Source organism: Janthinobacterium foliorum, assembly GCF_978021625.1.
In genome coordinates, this window is sequence record NZ_CDXDQE010000001.1 from 553,772 (window position 1) to 570,594 (window position 16,823).

The window sequence follows — 16,823 nt, forward strand, 5'->3', positions numbered from 1 at the left end:
ATAACTTCCGTCACACGTTGCCAGGGTTCCACAATACCAGCGCCAAGGCCAGCCACTCGGCCGAGCAAGCGGCAAAAGCGCCTTCTATTTGGACGATTGAAGCGCGTGACAGTGGCGGATAATTCTGCATATCGCCCCCTCCTCCAGAGGAAGCGGCCTCCACTCATCACCAAATACACGCGCCCCGGAAGGCAATCATGGCTGTAGCCGAAGAAATCGATGTGAACCGCATACCACCGGAACCGGCGCCAGCCCGTTCGCCCGTGGAGTCCGTGCAAGCATTCGCCAAGACGCCGATGGGCAAGAATTTCCTGCGCGGCCTGGGCGTGGCGGCGCTGATCGCCATCGGCGTGGCCCTGTACATGTGGAACCAGCCGCCCGAATACAAGGTGCTGTTTTCCAACTATACAGACCGCGACGGCGGCGCCATCACGGCCTCGCTGGACCAGCTGGGCATCAAGCACAAGTTTTCCGAAGGCGGCGGCGCCATTCTCGTGCCATCCGAACAAGTCCACGACGCGCGCCTGAAACTGGCCGCGCAAGGCTTGCCGAAAGGCGGCAACGTGGGCTTCGAGCTGATGGAAAACCAGAAGCTGGGCGTGTCGCAATTCCTGGAACAGGTCAATTTCCAGCGCGCCCTCGAAGGCGAACTGGCCAAATCCATCGAATCGGTGTCCGCCGTCGACACGGCCAGGGTCCACCTGGCGCTGCCCAAACCGTCCGTCTTCGTGCGCGAACAGCAAAAACCCACGGCCTCCGTGCTGCTGAACCTGCATCCGGGCCGCGGCCTGGACCAGCTGCAAGTGAGCGCCATCGTGCACCTGGTGGCATCCAGCGTGCCGGAATTGCTGCCGATCAATGTCACGGTGGTCGACCAGGCGGGCAATCTGCTGTCGAGCCAGGAAAAGGACAAGGACCGCGCCAACGGCATCAAGAGCCTGGACCCGAACCAATTAAAGTACGTGCAGCAATTGCAGCAAAGCGTGATCAAGCAGGTCGAATCGATCCTGCTGCCCATCGTCGGCGAAGGCAATGTGCGGGCCGAAGCGACGGCCGACGTGGATTTCTCGCAAAGCGAGCAGGCAGCCGAGACCTACAAGCCGAACTCGCCGCCGGAAGCGTCGACCATCCGCAGCCAGCAAACGAGCGAATCGACGGGCGCCGGCAATGCCAACCCGTCCGGCGTGCCGGGCGCGCTGTCGAACCAGCCGCCGGGCGTGGCCACGGCCCCCCTGACGGCTGACGCGCCTGGCGCCGCCCCTGGCGCGCCCACGCCGCCGACGCAGAAGGAATCGACGACGAATTATGAAGTTGACAAGACCGTGCGCTATGAACAGAAGTCGATGGGTGGCCTGCGCCGCCTGTCCGTGGCCGTGGTCGTCAACTACCGCCGCAGCTTCGACAAGGATGGCAAGGTCACGGTCAAGCCGATTTCCCCCGCTGAAATGGTGCAGATCAATAATCTGGTCAAGGAAGCCATGGGCTACAACAAGGAGCGCGGCGACAGCTTCAGCGTGGCCAACTCGCCGTTCGACGGCATCGACCGCGCGCCCGAAAGCAAGCTGGAGTGGTGGCGCGACCCGGCCAACCTGCCGCTGGCCAAGGAACTGGCGAAATTCCTCATCACGGCGCTGATCCTGCTGTATATCTTCATCAAGATCGTGCGCCCGATGCTGCGCCCCGTGATGCGCAAGATCGACGATTTCGGCGCCCCGCCGCCCGTCGTCGAACCGGAACTGAGCAAGGACGGCGAAGAAAACGAAGTCCTGCTCAGCGAAGCGGAGCTGGAGGAACTGGAAGAAGACACGGCGCGTGGTTACCGCGAAAACCTGGCGATGGCCAAGAAACTGGCGCAGGAAGACCCGCGCGTGGTGGCCAACGTCATCAAAGCATGGATAGGCAATAATGACTGAGACAACGGGACTGCAAAAAGCATCCATCCTCATGCTGGCACTGGGCGAGAGCGAAGCGGCCGAGGTCATGAAATTCCTCGGCCCGCGCGAAGTGCTGAAACTGGGCGCCGCCATGGCCACCATGAAGGGCATCGCGCACGACCAGGTAGTGGAAGTGCTCGACGACTTCCGCTCGCAGACGGAGCTCAATTCCACCGTCGGCCTCGATTCGGACGAATACATCCGCCAGGTGCTCACCAAGGCGCTGGGCGACGACAAGGCGTCCGTGCTGCTGTCGCGCATATTGGGCGGCAAGGATGCGTCCGGCATCGAATCGCTGAAGTGGATGGATTCGCAATCCGTGTCCGAACTGATCCGCAACGAGCACCCGCAGATCATCGCCACCATCCTCGTTCACCTGGAGCGCGACCAGGCGTGTGAAATCCTCGGCCACTTCACGGACCGCCTGCGCAACGACGTGGTCTTGCGCATCGCCACCCTGGATGGCGTGCAGCCGGCCGCCTTGCGCGAGCTCAACGACGTGCTGACGAAACTGCTGTCGGGTAACGAAAATATCAAGAAATCGTCGCTGGGCGGCGTGCGCGCGGCGGCCGAGATCCTGAACTTCATGAGCGGCGAGCAGGAAGGCTCCGTCATGGACAATATCAAGAACTACGACAACGACATGGCGCAAAAGATCATGGACGAAATGTTCGTGTTCGACAACGTGATCGACATCGACGACCGCGGCATCCAGCTGCTGCTGCGCGAAGTGCAGTCGGAAATGCTGATCATCGCCCTGAAAGGCGCTTCGCAGGAGCTGCGCGACAAGATCTTCAAGAACATGTCGCAGCGCGCCGGCGAGATGATGCGCGAAGACCTGGAATCGAAAGGCCCCGTGCGCCTGTCGGAAGTGGAGTCGCAGCAGAAGCAGATCCTGCAGATCGTGCGCCGCCTGGCGGACGAAGGGCAGATCGTCTTAGGCGGAAAAGGCGAGGATTCGTTTGTCTAATCTGATTCCCAAAGAGCAGCAAACCGCCTACCAGCGCTGGGAAATGACCTCGTTTGGCGACGAGCGCCCCAGCGTGGTGGCGGCGCGCAAGCTGCTGGAGCCGGAGCCCGAACCGGAGCTGGACCTATTTGCCGGCCTGCACGAGGAAGAGCTGGCGCCGCCGCTGGAATACCCGACGCAGGAAGAGCTGGACGCCATCCGCGAGGAAGCGCGCGCCGCCGCCTTCGAGGAAGGCCGCGCCGCCGGCTATGCGGAAGGCCACGCGGCCGGGCATGCCGACGGCCATGCGCAGTCGTATGCGGAAGGCAAGGCGGCATCCGGCGTGGAACTGGCGCATCTGCAGACCATCGCCGTCGATTTCGGCAGCGCCGTGCACCAGGCCGATGAACTGATCGCCAATGACGTCATGGAACTGGCCCTGCAGCTGGCCAAGGGCATGCTGAAGACGGCCTTGCCCGTGCGCCCCGAACTGATGCTGCCGATGGTGCGCGAAGCCATCGAATACTTGCCAGTGCTGCAACAGCCAGCCTTGCTGATGCTCAACCCGGAAGACGCACAGGTCGTGCGCGACGGCATCGGCGATGAACTCGACAAGGGCGGCTGGCGCGTCATCGAAGACCCCAGCGTGGAACGCGGCGGCTGCAAGATCGACACGGCCAGCAACCAGATCGACGCGCAGGCGTCCACCCGCTGGCAGCGCCTGACGCATGCGCTGGGCAAGGACCTGGACTGGCTGGCGCCGTGAGCGAGTCCGTCAAAGGCCCGAACGCCCATGCGGCGCGCTGGCGCGCCTACCTGAACGACTGCACGGCCGTGGTGGGCTTCGTCGAACCGATGCAAGTGTCGGGCCGGGTCACGCGCGTGGCCGGCCTGGTGATGGAAGCGGTGGGCCTGCGCCTGGCCGTGGGCGCCGCCTGCACCGTGCCGCTGCCGAACGGCGGCCGGGTCGAGGCGGAAGTCGTCGGTTTCGAAGGCGACCGCCTGTTCCTCATGCCGCAAAGCGACGTCGAGGGCATCGTGCCCGGCACGCGCGTCTTTTCCGTCGAACCGGCCATTCCCCGCCCAGGCAGCGTGGCGCACCCGCGCCGCCGTCCCAGCGACCGCGCGCGCCACCTGCCCGTGGGGCCGCAATTGCTGGGCCGCGTGCTCGATGGCGCGGGCCGCCCGCTCGACCAGCTGGGGCCGCTGCACACGACCGATAGCGCCCCCATCAACGTGCGCCCCGCCAATCCGCTGGGCCGCGCGCCCATCGTCGACACGCTCGACGTGGGCGTGCGCTCGATCAACGCCATGCTGACCGTGGGCCGGGGCCAGCGCATGGGCCTGTTCGCCGGCTCCGGCGTGGGCAAGAGCGTGCTGCTGGGCATGATGGCCCGCTACACGGAAGCGGACGTGATCGTCGTCGGCCTGATCGGCGAACGGGGACGCGAAGTCAAGGAATTCATCGAGCAGATCCTCGGTGCCGAAGGCCTGGCGCGTTCCGTCGTCGTCGCCGCGCCGGCCGACACGCCGCCGCTGATGCGCCTGCAAGGGGCCGCGTATGCGACGGCCATCGCCGAACACTTCCGCGACCAGGGGCAGAACGTGCTGCTGATCATGGATTCACTGACCCGCTACGCCATGGCGCAACGCGAAATTGCCCTGGCCATCGGCGAACCGCCCGCCACCAAGGGCTATCCGCCGTCCGTCTTCGCCAAGCTGCCCGTGCTGGTGGAGCGGGCCGGCAATGGCGAGGAAGGCGGCGGCTCGATCACGGCCTTCTATACCGTGCTGACGGAAGGCGACGACCAGCAGGATCCGATCGCCGACTCGGCGCGCGCGATCCTGGACGGGCACATCGTGCTGAACCGGCGCCTGGCCGAGGCAGGCCACTATCCGGCCATCGACATCGAGCAATCCATTTCGCGCGCCGCCCATTCCATCACCTCGCACGAGCACCAGCAAAAGGCCCGCAAGCTGAAACAATTGTATTCACGCTATGAACGCAGCCGCGACCTGATCAGCGTGGGCGCCTACAGCGCCGGCACCGACCCCGTGCTGGACCAGGCCATCGCCCTACATGAAAGGATCGAAGCCTTCCTGCAGCAGCAGATCACGGAGCGGGTCAGCATGGACGAGAGCTTGGGGCAACTTACCGCTCTATTCGACTGATTAGGGCTTGCGCGCCGGGAATATAATCCAGCATGGCCTCCCCTTCCCAACTTGCTACCCTGATCGACCTTGCCCAGCGCGAAACGGACGACTGCGCGAAGCGCCTGGGCGCGGCCCTGAAAGCGCTCGACGATTGCCGGCAAAAGCTCGACATGCTGGCCGGCTACCGCGACGACTATGCCAAGCGCTTCGAAACGACCATGAGCAGCGGCATCACGCCCATGGCCTACCGCAACTTCCAGGCCTTCATGCTCAAGCTCGACAGCGCAATCCTGGGCCAGCAGCAGGTGGTCGAGCATGCGCAGGCGCGCAGCGAGAATGAAAAGCAGCGCTGGCAGGATGCGGAACGCAAGCGCATGTCCTACACCACCCTGAACAACCGGGCGCAGGAACAGGCACTGAAGCTGGAAAACAAGCGCGACCAGAAGGCAATGGATGAGCACGCGGCGCGACAAGCCTATTACAAACGCTAAGCAATACTGACAGCCATTGAGAGCATCATGCAAACCCAGCCAACCCCGATTTCCCAGATTGTCTCGCCGAATGCCACGCCAGGTCCGGCCAGCCGGGCCCAGCCTTCAGGCAGCGGCGATGGCGATTTCCAGCGCACCCTGAACCGCCAGATGGAGCAGCGCCAGACCAGCCGCAACGTGGCGGCGCAAGCGCAGAGCCAGGCACCTGCGGCCCGCCCTGCGCCGGCCCCTGCCGCGCCCGCGCCAGCCACGCCGGCGCCGGCCGCCAAGGCGCCGGCCAGCGAGGCCAAGCCTGCCGAGCAAGCCGCCACGCCAGACAAGCCAGCCACGCCTGCCAGCGATGCCGCGGCGCCCGACGGCACGGATGGCACGCCGGCCGAGACCACGGCCGCCGCCGCCACGGCGAGCACGCCGCCGCCCGCCGATCCGGCCGCCGAGATGCTGGCCCTGGTGAGCAGCATCCAGCTGGCCATGCAGAAACCGGCCGCGCCAGCCAAGGAAGCGCCGGACCTGGCGCCACGCGCCGGCGCTGTCAAGGCCGACGGGAAAAGCCTGGCCGCAAGCCAATTGCTGGCAGCCGGCCAAGCCGGCGCCAAGGCAGCCGCCACCCAGGCAGCACCGGCGGACAGCGGCGACTTTGCCGCCGGCCTGGGCCAGGCCCAGGGCAAGACGGCCGCCACGCCGGCGGCTGGCTTGCCAACAGGCAAGGCCGAGCCGGGCAAGCTGGCCATCGATGCGCAGCTGGCAGCGACCGCCAAGACCGGCGCCGCCGTGGCCGAACCGCTCATCAAGGAAACACCTGCCGAACTGAGCCGCCTGGCGGCCCAGTTGCAGCCCGGCGCGCTGCAGCAGGCGGCTGCGGCGACCGCCGTGCCGGCGGACAAGCTCGCTGGCAGGGTCGGCACGCCCGCCTGGGACCAGCAGCTGGGGCAGAAAGTCGTGTGGATGGCGGCGGGCGGCGACCAGAGCGCCACCCTGACCCTGAATCCGCCCGATCTGGGGCCGTTGCAGGTGGTCCTGACGGTCACCAATGACCAGGCCGACGCCGCCTTCATGTCGGCGCAGCCGGAAGTACGCCAGGCGCTGGAGGCGGCCATGCCGCGCCTGCGTGAAATGATGAGCGAGGCAGGCATCGCCTTCGGCAGCGCCACGGTGTCGGCCGGCACGCCGGAACAGCAAAACAGCGGCGAACGCGGCGCGTCGGGTGACCGCCGTGGCAATGGCCACGGCAGCGGCGTGGCCGGTGGCGAAATCGCCATCGCGCCGGCTGCCGGCGCGCGCGGCCGGCCATCGCTGGGCGCCGTGGATACGTTTGCCTAGGGCCAATTCGTCGCCCGCAGGCCACAGCACCGGGCCACGCTGGAACTTTTCGTGCAGAAACATCGAGTTGAGGGCGCTTCCGCCCTCTTTTCACTGCATCCTTCTGCGCAGAATTTGCCGATAATGACATAATGGCGTCGTGATCCACTTCCATGCACTCGAGTACCATTGAAAGCAAATCCTAAAATGAAAGCAGATCCGAAAGCAGATGCAGCCCTGGCACCGGCCGGCGCGTCAAAAAAGAAGCTTCTGATCATAGTGCTGGCGTCGGTGCTGGTCGCCGGCGGCCTGGGTGGCGGTGCGGCCTGGTATTTCCTGCATGGCAAGGCCGACAAGGAAGACAGCGCGCCGAGCAAGAAGAAACACGCGGCCTCCAAGGCGGGTCCGCCCGTCTTCGTGCCCATCGATTCCTTCACGGTCAACTTGCAGCCGGAAAATGGCGAGCAGTATCTGCAGATCGCTTTCACCTTGCAAGCGAGCAGCCCGGAAGAAATGGACTTGATCAAGCTGAACATGCCGAAGGTGCGCAGCCGCTTGCTGTTGCTGCTGTCGGGCAAGAAAGCCTCGGAACTCAATACCGTGGAAGGCAAGCAGCAACTGGCGGCGGAAATCATCGGCCAGGTGAACCAGCCGTTCGAGGACAAGGGGCCGGAGCAGGACGTGACGGACGTATTATTTACCGCATTCATCATTCAATAAGCAGCCATGGCCGATAATTTCCTCTCCCAGGAAGAAGTCGATGCCCTACTCAAGGGCGTCAACGGAGACCAGGACGACGCGCAGGCGCCGGAAGATGTCACGGGAGTTCGTACTTACAACCTGGCGACCCAGGAGCGCATCGTGCGCGGCCGGATGCCAACGTTGGAAATTATCAACGAGCGTTTCGCCCGCCTGCTGCGCGTGGGCCTGTTCAACTTCCTGCGCCGCAGCGCCGAAGTGTCCGTCGGCTCCGTGCGCGTGTCGAAATACAGCGAATTCATCCGCAACCTGGTGGTGCCGACCAATCTGAACCTGGTGCACATGAAGCCGCTGCGCGGCACGGCCCTGATGGTCTTCGATCCGGGCCTCGTGTTCCTGCTGGTCGACAACCTGTTCGGCGGCGACGGCCGTTTCCACACGCGCGTCGAAGGACGCGACTTTACGCAGACGGAGCAGCGCATCATCCTGCGCATCCTCGACATCGTCTTCGAGGCGTACACCAAGTCGTGGGAGCCGGTCTTCCCCGTCGAGTTCGAATATATCCGTTCAGAAATGAACACGCAGTTCGCCAACATCGCCACGCCGAACGAGGTGGTGGTGGCGTCCACGTTTACGGTGGAATTAGGCTCCGTTTCCGGACAGATCCACTTCTGCATGCCGTACTCGATGATCGAACCGATCCGCGATTCGCTCACCTCGAGCCTGCAGGGCGAGGCGCTGGAAGTGGACAAGCGCTGGATCCGCCTGATGACGCAGCAGATCCAGATCGCCGAAGTGGAACTGGTGGCGTCGCTGGGCACGGCGCGCGTCTCGTTCGACGAAATCTTGAACATGAAGGTGGGCGACATCATCCCGCTCAACATCCCCGAGCTGATCGCCGCCACCGTCGATGGCGTGCCCGTGATGGATTGCACCTACGGCGTGTTGAACGGACAATATGCATTGAAGGTGGAGAAACTCCTCGCCAATGCCGACAACATGAATAACCACTAGATACATACCCTACATACGCGGGCCGCTGCGGCCCGCATCTGTACAACAGGAGAAACACATGTCTGACAACCAAGACGACCAAAGCGCGGAAGACGATTGGGGCGCGGCCATTGCCGAGCAGGCCAAGGCGGAAGCGGAAGCGCTGCAGAACCAGGCCGCAAATACGGCCAGCGCGGCCAGCGCCGCCGTATTCAAGGACTTTTCCAAGCAGGCGTCGAAATCGGAAACGCACAACGATATCGATTTCATCCTCGATATTCCCGTGCAGCTGACGGTCGAGCTGGGCCGTACCAAGATCGCCATCAAGAACCTGCTGCAGCTGGCACAGGGTTCCGTGGTCGAGCTCGATGGCCTGGCCGGCGAACCGATGGACGTGCTGGTGAACGGCTGCCTGATCGCCCAGGGCGAAGTGGTGGTGGTGAACGACAAGTTCGGTATCCGCCTGACCGACATCATCACGCCTTCCGAACGTATCCGAAAATTGAATAAATGAAGCCTGGCCTGTTGATTTCCACCCTGCTGCCGCTCCTGGCGGCATGCAGCATTGCCCAGGCAGCGCCTGCGGCGGCTTCGGCTCCCGCCGCGGCACCGGTCGCCGCCGCGGCACCGGCAGACACGGCAACGGCCAGCGCAGGCGCCGATGTGGCCGCCGAGAAACCGGCAGCGGCCGCCGACACGGCAGCGGCCCCCTCGCCCGCCGCCGCCCTGCCCGCTATGCCGCCGGGCGCGCCCATGACCATGGCGCCATCCTCGTCCGCCGGCAGCTTGCTGCAAACCATCTTCGCGCTGGTCTTCGTGCTGGCCCTGCTGATCGGCCTGGCCTGGGTCATGAAGCGCTATGGTCCGAAAGCCCTGGGGGGCAACAGCAAGATGCGCGTCGTCAGCTCGCTCAACCTGGGCGGACGCGAACGCATCGTGCTGATCGAAGTGGCCGACCAGTGGATCGTCGTCGGCGCTTCGCCCGGCCGCGTGAATGCGCTGGCCACCATGCCGCGCCAGGAAGGCGAACCGCCGCAACTGGCGGCGGCGCAAAACGGTCCTGCCGCCGCGAATTTTTCCGAGTGGCTGAAACAGACCATCGAAAAACGCAATGGGAAATAAGCAGGCGATGAAGCAGCGGACGATGGCATTGAGCAAGATCAAGACTCCCCTGACCTGGCTGCTGGCCCTCGCCGCCCTGGCCTTGCCGCTGTGGGCGCTGGCGCAGCCGGGCATTCCCGCGTTTACCAGCACGCCGGCGCCGGGCGGCGGCCAGAATTATTCGCTGCCCGTGCAGACGCTCATCCTGATGACGTCGCTGACATTCCTGCCGGCGGCCTTGCTGATGATGACCTGCTTTACGCGCATCATCATCGTGCTGTCCCTGCTGCGCCAGGCCATCGGCACGCAGTCGGCGCCGCCGAACCAGGTGCTGGTGGGCCTGGCCCTGTTCCTCACCCTGTTCGTCATGGGGCCCGTGTTCGACAAGATTTACACGGATGCCTATCTGCCGTACCAGGAAAACAAGATTAGCATGCAGCAGGCCATGGACAAGGGCGTCGAGCCGCTGAAGACCTTCATGCTCAAGCAGACGCGCCAGGCCGACCTGGCCCTGTTCGCCAAGATGTCGCGCACGCCGGCCCTGCAAGGGCCGGAAGACGTGCCGCTGCGCATCCTCGTGCCCGCCTTCGTCACGAGCGAACTGAAGACGGCGTTCCAGATCGGCTTTGCCATCTTCATCCCCTTCCTGATCATCGACATGGTGGTCGCCAGCGTGCTGATGTCGATGGGCATGATGATGATGTCGCCGGCCACCATTTCGCTGCCGTTCAAGCTGATGCTGTTCGTGCTGGTCGATGGCTGGCAGTTGCTGCTCGGTTCGCTGTCGCAGAGTTTTTACTAGAAGAGGACCGCGATGACCCCCGAAAGCGTCATGACCCTGGGCCGCCAGGCGATGGAGATCACCCTGATGGTGGCCGCGCCCATGCTGCTGGTCGCGCTGATCATCGGCCTGATCGTGAGTATTTTCCAGGCCGCCACGCAGATCAACGAAGCCACCCTGTCCTTCATCCCGAAGCTGGTGGGCATTTTCGTCGCCATCGTCGTGGCCGGTCCATGGATGCTGTCCGTCATGCTCGACTACATGCGCCAGGTCTTCACGGGCATCCCGAACCTGGTCGGCTAGCCATGCGGCAAGGGCACAGGCCATGCTGACGCTGTCCAGCATCGAACTGAACACGTGGATCGCAGCATTGCTGTGGCCGCTTAGCCGCATCCTCGGCCTGCTGGCGGCCGCGCCCCTGTTCGGCAACGCCGCCGTGCCCGCCACCGTCAAGGTGACCCTCGGCGCGCTGCTGGCCATGATCATCGCTCCCACCGTGCCGGCCTTGCCGGCCGTCAATCCGATGTCCCTGCCCGGCCTGCTGATCCTGACGCAGGAAATGCTGGTGGGCCTGGCCATGGGCTTTTCCATCCGCATCGTCTTTTCCGCCATCGAAATGGCTGGCGAGATCAGCAGCCTGACCATGGGCCTGGGCTTCGCCTCGTTCTTCGATCCGCAGACCAAGGGCAGGTCGTCCGCCATCAGCCAGTTCCTCGTCATGCTGGCCACCTTGATGTTCCTGACCGTCAATGGCCACCTGGTCTTGCTGGCGGCGCTGGCGGAAAGCTTTGTCAGCCTGCCCATTTCGGCCAGCCCCATCAGTGGCGGCGGTTTCCAGCAACTGGCCGCCTGGGGCGGCGAAATCTTCCGTTCCGGCCTGCAGATCGCCCTGCCCATCCTCGCCGCCCTGCTGCTGACCAACGTGGCGCTGGGCATCTTGACGCGGGCCGCGCCACAGCTGAACATTTTCGGCATCGGCTTTCCCGTCACGCTGGGCGTGGGCTTGCTGGTGATCGGCATGGTGCTGCCCTACCTGGCCACGCCGTTCCAGAACATGTTCCTGCGCGGCATAGAAACGGCGCGCTTGCTGCCGCGCGGCTTTGCCACGCGCGACCGCCCGCCGCCGCCCGCGCCGCCGAATCCCCTGCGCCCCGCACCGCCGGCAGCGCCGGCACCTGCGCCTTAAAACCCGGCATCAGGACTGGTCGGTGCTCAGCGCCAGGCGCCAGCGGCGCATGTCCAGATGCAGTTTCAGCTGGTGATGTTTCACCAGGTAGCGCACGCCGACCAGCGCTGCCGCCAGGCCCGACACGGCACCGATGCCCAGCGCCCAGCGCGGGCCGAAAGTGTCGGCCACCCAGCCGACGATGGGCGCGCCCAGCGGCGTACCGCCCGCCGAAATCGCCAGGAGTATCGCCATCACCCGGCCCCGCATGGCGGGCGCCGTGGACAGTTGCACGCTGCTGTTGACGCTGGTGGTAAACGTTTGCGCGGCGATGCCGATCACCACCAGCATGATGCCGAACAGCCAGTAATTGGGCATCACGGCGGCCAGCGCACAGCCGAAGCCGAACAGCGCGGCAGCCCCCAGCAGCAGCGCCAGCGTGGGCCGGCCACGGCCCGCCGCCAGCAAGGCGCCCGCCACGGAGCCGCAGGCCATGATGGAACTGAGCACGCCATACTGGCCCGCGCCCGCATGGAAGGCCGTCACCGACATGGTCGACAGGAAAATCGGGAAGTTCAAGCCAAAGGTGCCGATCAGGAACAGCATCAGCAGGATGGCCATCAGGTCGGGCCGCTGGCGCACATAGCGGAATCCCTCGCCCAGGCTGGCGCGCGTGGCCTTCAGGCGCGGCGCGCGGCGCAGCAATTCCACGCGCAGCAGCAACAGCGAACCGATCACGGCGGCAAACGAGAAGGCATTGATGATGAAGACCCAGCCGCTGCCGACGCTGCTGATCAGCAATCCCGCCACGGCGGGGCCCAGCATGCGCGCCGCATTGAAGGACGTGGAATTGAGCGCCACGGCGTTGGTCAGGTCTTCCTCTTCGACAATCTCGGAAACGAAGGTCTGGCGCACGGGCGAATCGAAGGCCGTGACACAGCCCAGCAGGAAGGCAAACACATACACGTGCCACAGTTGCACCAGGCCGCTGATGCACAGCAGGCCCAGGCCCAGCGCCAGCAAGCCCATGGCCGCCTGCGTGAACAGCAGCAGTTTTCTCCGGTCCAGCAAGTCGGCCGCCATGCCCGTCAGGGGCAGCAACAGCAGTTGCGGGCCAAACTGCAAGGCCATGACGATACCGACGGCGCTGGCCTTGTGCTGCGTCAGCTCACTGAGCACCAGCCAGTCTTGCGCCGTGCGCTGCATCCAGGTGCCGACATTCGACACGAGGGCGCCGCCGGCCCAGATACGGTAATTGGAATTGCGTAGCGAACGGAATGTGTTTTTCATCTGTGGGGGAAAGGCCTCCTTGCCTTGGGTTTCAGGAACGCAATGACAAGGTCATTCCGTCAAACGGGTGAGTAATGCCACCGCCCTATCGAGTTCAGTGACTTCGGCCGGCGTGAGCCGGGTTTCGATGGTGCGCGCCAGCCAGTCTTCGCGCGCGGCGCGGCTGGCCGCGATCCAGGCGCGGCAGCTGTCCGTCAGGGTCAGGATGGTTTGCCGGCCGTCGAGCGGATCGGGCGAGCCCGTCACCATCTGCGCTGCGCTCAACGCCAGCACGGTGGCGGCCATCGACTGCGGCCGCATGCCTTCTGCCCGCGCCAGGCTGCTGACGGTGGCCGGCCCCTCGCGTTCCAGACGGCTGAGCACGGACGCCTGCGACATCGAGATATCGCCCAGATGCGACTCCTCGCGCAGGCGGCGGCGCAATTTGCCGATGAGAATGCGCAATTCGCCGGCCAGTTGCAGCACCTGGTCGTGGTCTTGATGGTCTTCTTGTGGGGTGGTCATGGTGGCCGTGTGGTGAATCAACAGACGCTACTATAACAGATATGCAGGTAGACTGCACAGTTTTCCTGTATATCTTGTCGAAACTACCATGGCGCAGGCGCAAAAAAGCCGGGGCGGGAGATGCGCTCCCGGCCCGGCCTGGTCTTGCAACGCGTGGCTTAGCTAATGTAATTAAACAGCGACAAGCCCGAAATGGAGGTGAACGATTTCTGCGCCGCCTGCAAGGTGATCTGCTGCTGGCTGAACAGGGAAATCGCCTTCACCATGTCCAGGTCCTGCAAGCCGGACAAGGTGGATGCATATTGCAGGTCGAGGTCGTCGCCGGCGCTGTCGAGCGTGTCGAGTTCCTTCAGCCGCGAACCGACTTCCGCGCGCACGGACAGCACGTTGTCATAGGCCGTGTCGAGCAGATTGTGCGCCGCGTTCAGGCTGGCGGTCAGGCGCGCCTGGCCCGCGTCGCCCGTGGCCGGCTGGCCCAGCGCGCCGATCAGGTTGGTGATGGTGGTAAAGATCGATTCCTTGCTGCTCGGTTCCAGGGTGAACTTGTCCTGGTCGGCCGGCTTGCCGGAAATCGACACTTGCTGGCCATCGAAGCTGATGGCGTCGCCTGCCTTGTAGTCCACCGGCACGGCCGGGTTCGGGATGGTCTGGCCCAGGGTCACGTCGGTCACCGTATAGGTGGTCTTGGCGTCCGTGCCCGTGCCCGTGACCTGGAAATCGATCGAGTACTTGTGGCCCGTCAGTTTGGTGGGATCGGTGACGGTGCCGCCGGAAATGATGCCGGCGCCGCCGCGCGTGAAATTATCCACATCGGGCGCCGTGGTGAACTTGCCATTGCCCGTCAGGTTATTCTCGAACACGGTTGCGCCCGAGTCGCTGGTGGCCAGGTAGCGCGCCGAGCCCACCTGCAGTTCGCGCTGGCCCTGGTCGCCCACGTAGGTGGCGCCGCCCGGGGTCTGGCTGAAAGGCTGGGTGGTCGATTTGTAGCCGGAGAACAGGTAGCCGCCCGCATTGTCGGAGGTATTCGCGATCCCCATCAGGTCGGTCAGCCGGCCCTTCAGTTCCGTGGCCAGGCTCTGGCGGTCGATATCCTTGAGCGCCGGATTACCGGCCTTCAAGACCAGGTCCTTCACGTCGGCGATCAGCGAGGTGGTGCTGGCCAGGGCCAGTTCTTCCTGCGACAGGAAATTTTTTGCGTTCGAGCGGTTCGTCACGAATTGCGTGTTGATCGACTGCGACTGCGTCACTTCCAGCGCGCGCGCCGAGGCGATGGGATCGTCGGCCGGCGTCAGATTGCGGCGGTTGGCCGACAATTGCATTTGCGTGCGGTTCAGCGCGCCCTGCAAATTGTTCAGCTGCGTGCTGCCCGCGTCATAGATCATTCTGGTACTGATGCGCATGATGCTGCCCTTCCTGATGGCGGCGCTACCGGCCGCCGCCTGAATTATTAACGTCCGAGACCGATGACCACATCGAACAGGGTACTGGCGATCTGCATGACCTTGCCGCAGGCCTGGTATGCCTGCTGATAGCGCAACAGGTTGGCCGCCTCTTCATCGAGATTGACGCCGGATACGGCTTGCTGCTGCGTGCTGGTTTGCTGCAGCAAGGCCAGGCTGGCCAGGCCGCTGACCTGCACTTCACGCGTCTTGTTGCCCACGAAGCTGACGGTTTCCGCGTACGAACCCTGGAACGTGGCCTTGCCGCCGTCGAGAATATTTTTCGTCTGCAGGCTGGCCAGGGCCGCCGCATTGCGGTTGTCGCCCACGCCGCCCGAGTTCGGCGCGATGGTGAAGGTGTCGCCCTGCGCCGGCGCACCCGTCATGCTGACGGTGATGCCGCCAAAGTTGAAACTGTCGCCTTCCTTGTACGGAATATTCGCCGTGCCGGCCGGATATGTGGTGGCATTGCCGTCGAGCCCCTTGACCGTCACGGCCTGGCCGGCGGGAAAGCCCGACAGCGAACCGCTGACCTTGTCATAGGTCAGGGTGACGGTGCCCGTCAAGGCATTGCCTGGTGTTAAATAGGCGCTGTCCACGCTGCCGGCGCTGAGCTTGCCGCTACCCGTGTTGGCGACGGGCGCGCCCGTGGCGATCGGCGCGCCGGCGGCCAGCTTGTTGCGATCCGTAATCAGCACACCGAGGCCGGAGGCGCCGTTGGCCGTCGGCCTGACCATGAAATTATCGCCTTCGGCAGCCGTGCCAGAGATCGAGAAATCCACGCCGTCGATGGTTTGCGGCACCGTCTGCGGATACGGGTTGATGGTCGTTTTCGCGCCGTCGCTCTGGCGCGTCACGACATAATTGGCGCCGTCATACTTGACGGCATAATCGCTGGCCGTCAGCTTGGTCGGGTCGCTGACCTTGGCCGACAGCACCGTGGTGCTCGATGAATTGTTGCGGTAATCGGCGCCGATGACGGGATCGGGCACCTTGAAGAAGTCGCCGCCCATGTCGCCATTCAAGTCCTGGCCCAGCTTGTGCTGCTCATTGAAAGTGGATGCCAGGGCGATGGCAACCTTGCCCAGCGAATTCTGAATACGGTCCAGGCTGCCGCTACGGAATTCCAGCAAGCCGCCCAGGGCGCCGCCGCTCAATGAACTTTCCGACAGCTTGGTGACGGTGGTGCCCGTGACATAGCCCACGTCGAGGCGGTTCGGGTCCGTCGGCGATGGCGTGGCGGCCAGTTCAAAATTATTGTTGCCCACCACCAGCGGCTGGCCAGAGCCGATCGACACGGTGATGGTATTGTTCGAGCCCGGCTGGACTGTTGCCTTGACGTATTTGTTCAGCTCCGTGATCAGCTGGTCGCGCTGGTCCAGCAAATCGTTGGGCTGGTTGCTTTCGTTCACCGTCAGGCTGGCGATCGAGTTGTTCAGTTCGGCGATCTGCTTGGCGTAGGAGTTGATCACTTTCACGTTCGAAGTGATCTGCGAATTGACGCCATCGCCGATTTCCGTCAGGCGCGCGCTGAGGCCCTGGAAGCGCGAGGCCAGCGAGTTGGCGCTCGACAACAGTGCCTGGCGCGACGAGACGGACGACGGGTTCGAGCTGAAATCCTGCACGCCCTTGAAGAAATCGGCCATCGCCGGCGACAGGCCGGCCGTGGAATCGGCCAGCAAGTTGTCGATCTGGCTGATCTGCGTGTAATACGCGTCGAGCGAGCTGGTGGTCGCCTGCGCGTTGTTCACCTGCGCGGACATGAAGCTGTCGTACTGGCGCTTGACTTGCGAGACCTCGGTACCATTGCCAACAAAACCATAGCCGGCGTTATTGAACTGTGCCGTCTGCTGCAGCACCACCTGGCGGTTGTAGCCGTCCACGTTGGCATTGGTAATGTTATGCCCGGTCGTCGACAGGCCCACCTGCGCTGCAAGCAAACCGCTCTTACCGATGCTGAGTAGATTTGAAGTCATGGTGTCTCTTTTTATTCCTGTCCAGAGTATTTACGGCAGCCGCGGCGA

General features: G+C 64.2%; 17 protein-coding genes. 13 read left to right on the forward strand and 4 right to left on the reverse strand.

Translation table 11 applies throughout. The features are described 5' to 3' along the window. The first annotated feature begins 197 nt into the window (after positions 1-197). From fliF to fliR, 13 genes are all read left to right on the forward strand, one after another. Positions 198-1,913 (forward strand): flagellar basal-body MS-ring/collar protein FliF, encoded by a 1,716-nt coding sequence (gene fliF / locus ACZ92H_RS02480; protein ID WP_465048143.1) that lies wholly within the window; start codon positions 198-200, stop codon positions 1,911-1,913. Beyond that, complete coding sequence (gene fliG, locus ACZ92H_RS02485; protein ID WP_131371369.1) at positions 1,906-2,904, forward strand: flagellar motor switch protein FliG; 999 nt, start codon at positions 1,906-1,908, stop codon at positions 2,902-2,904. Before fliF ends, fliG begins: the two co-directional genes overlap by 8 nt. Positions 2,905-2,947: 43 nt before the next feature. After that, complete coding sequence (locus ACZ92H_RS02490; protein WP_465048454.1) at positions 2,948-3,649, forward strand: flagellar assembly protein FliH; 702 nt, start codon at positions 2,948-2,950, stop codon at positions 3,647-3,649. A gap of 89 nt (positions 3,650-3,738) precedes the next feature. Next, positions 3,739-5,055, forward strand: a complete 1,317-nt coding sequence (gene fliI / locus ACZ92H_RS02495; protein WP_465048452.1) for a flagellar protein export ATPase FliI — start codon at positions 3,739-3,741, stop codon at positions 5,053-5,055. Between the two features lie 32 nt (positions 5,056-5,087). Beyond that, the gene (gene fliJ / locus ACZ92H_RS02500; protein WP_131371375.1) at positions 5,088-5,528 is read left to right on the forward strand and encodes a flagellar export protein FliJ; all 441 of its coding nucleotides are present in this window, start codon (positions 5,088-5,090) and stop codon (positions 5,526-5,528) included. A 27-nt stretch (positions 5,529-5,555) separates the two neighbouring features. Further along, positions 5,556-6,848, forward strand: coding sequence for a flagellar hook-length control protein FliK (locus ACZ92H_RS02505; RefSeq protein ID WP_465048141.1), 1,293 nt, complete (start codon positions 5,556-5,558; stop codon positions 6,846-6,848). Positions 6,849-7,034: 186 nt separating this feature from the next. Further along, positions 7,035-7,547: a flagellar basal body-associated protein FliL gene (gene fliL, locus ACZ92H_RS02510; RefSeq protein ID WP_131371378.1), complete on the forward strand. Its 513-nt coding sequence runs from the start codon at positions 7,035-7,037 to the stop codon at positions 7,545-7,547. Positions 7,548-7,553: 6 nt separating this feature from the next. Next, entirely contained in the window at positions 7,554-8,540 is a 987-nt protein-coding gene (gene fliM / locus ACZ92H_RS02515) for a flagellar motor switch protein FliM (protein ID WP_034754035.1), read from the forward strand. Positions 8,541-8,598: 58 nt separating this feature from the next. After that, a complete protein-coding gene (fliN, locus tag ACZ92H_RS02520) occupies positions 8,599-9,033 on the forward strand; it encodes a flagellar motor switch protein FliN (protein WP_034754038.1) in 435 nt (144 codons plus the stop codon). Continuing rightward, positions 9,030-9,641: a flagellar biosynthetic protein FliO gene (gene fliO / locus ACZ92H_RS02525; RefSeq protein ID WP_131371381.1), complete on the forward strand. Its 612-nt coding sequence runs from the start codon at positions 9,030-9,032 to the stop codon at positions 9,639-9,641. Before fliN ends, fliO begins: the two co-directional genes overlap by 4 nt. Before the next feature lie 22 nt (positions 9,642-9,663). Continuing rightward, positions 9,664-10,422, forward strand: coding sequence for a flagellar type III secretion system pore protein FliP (gene fliP / locus ACZ92H_RS02530; RefSeq protein ID WP_131371385.1), 759 nt, complete (start codon positions 9,664-9,666; stop codon positions 10,420-10,422). Positions 10,423-10,434: 12 nt separating this feature from the next. Further along, positions 10,435-10,704 (forward strand): flagellar biosynthesis protein FliQ, encoded by a 270-nt coding sequence (fliQ, locus tag ACZ92H_RS02535; RefSeq protein WP_092795678.1) that lies wholly within the window; start codon positions 10,435-10,437, stop codon positions 10,702-10,704. 22 nt (positions 10,705-10,726) lie between these two features. After that, positions 10,727-11,587 (forward strand): flagellar biosynthetic protein FliR, encoded by an 861-nt coding sequence (fliR, locus tag ACZ92H_RS02540; RefSeq protein WP_465048140.1) that lies wholly within the window; start codon positions 10,727-10,729, stop codon positions 11,585-11,587. A gap of 9 nt (positions 11,588-11,596) precedes the next feature. Here fliR and ACZ92H_RS02545 read toward each other — a convergent pair whose 3' ends face one another. The 4 genes from ACZ92H_RS02545 to flgK form a co-directional block, all read right to left on the reverse strand. Further along, positions 11,597-12,856 (reverse strand): MFS transporter, encoded by a 1,260-nt coding sequence (locus tag ACZ92H_RS02545; RefSeq protein WP_465048139.1) that lies wholly within the window; start codon positions 12,854-12,856, stop codon positions 11,597-11,599. Positions 12,857-12,907: 51 nt separating this feature from the next. Continuing rightward, positions 12,908-13,360, reverse strand: coding sequence for a MarR family winged helix-turn-helix transcriptional regulator (locus ACZ92H_RS02550; protein ID WP_131371394.1), 453 nt, complete (start codon positions 13,358-13,360; stop codon positions 12,908-12,910). A gap of 158 nt (positions 13,361-13,518) precedes the next feature. Continuing rightward, entirely contained in the window at positions 13,519-14,760 is a 1,242-nt protein-coding gene (flgL, locus tag ACZ92H_RS02555; protein ID WP_465048138.1) for a flagellar hook-associated protein FlgL, read from the reverse strand. A 47-nt stretch (positions 14,761-14,807) separates the two neighbouring features. Then, positions 14,808-16,775: a flagellar hook-associated protein FlgK gene (flgK, locus tag ACZ92H_RS02560; protein ID WP_465048137.1), complete on the reverse strand. Its 1,968-nt coding sequence runs from the start codon at positions 16,773-16,775 to the stop codon at positions 14,808-14,810. Positions 16,776-16,823 lie beyond the last annotated feature (48 nt).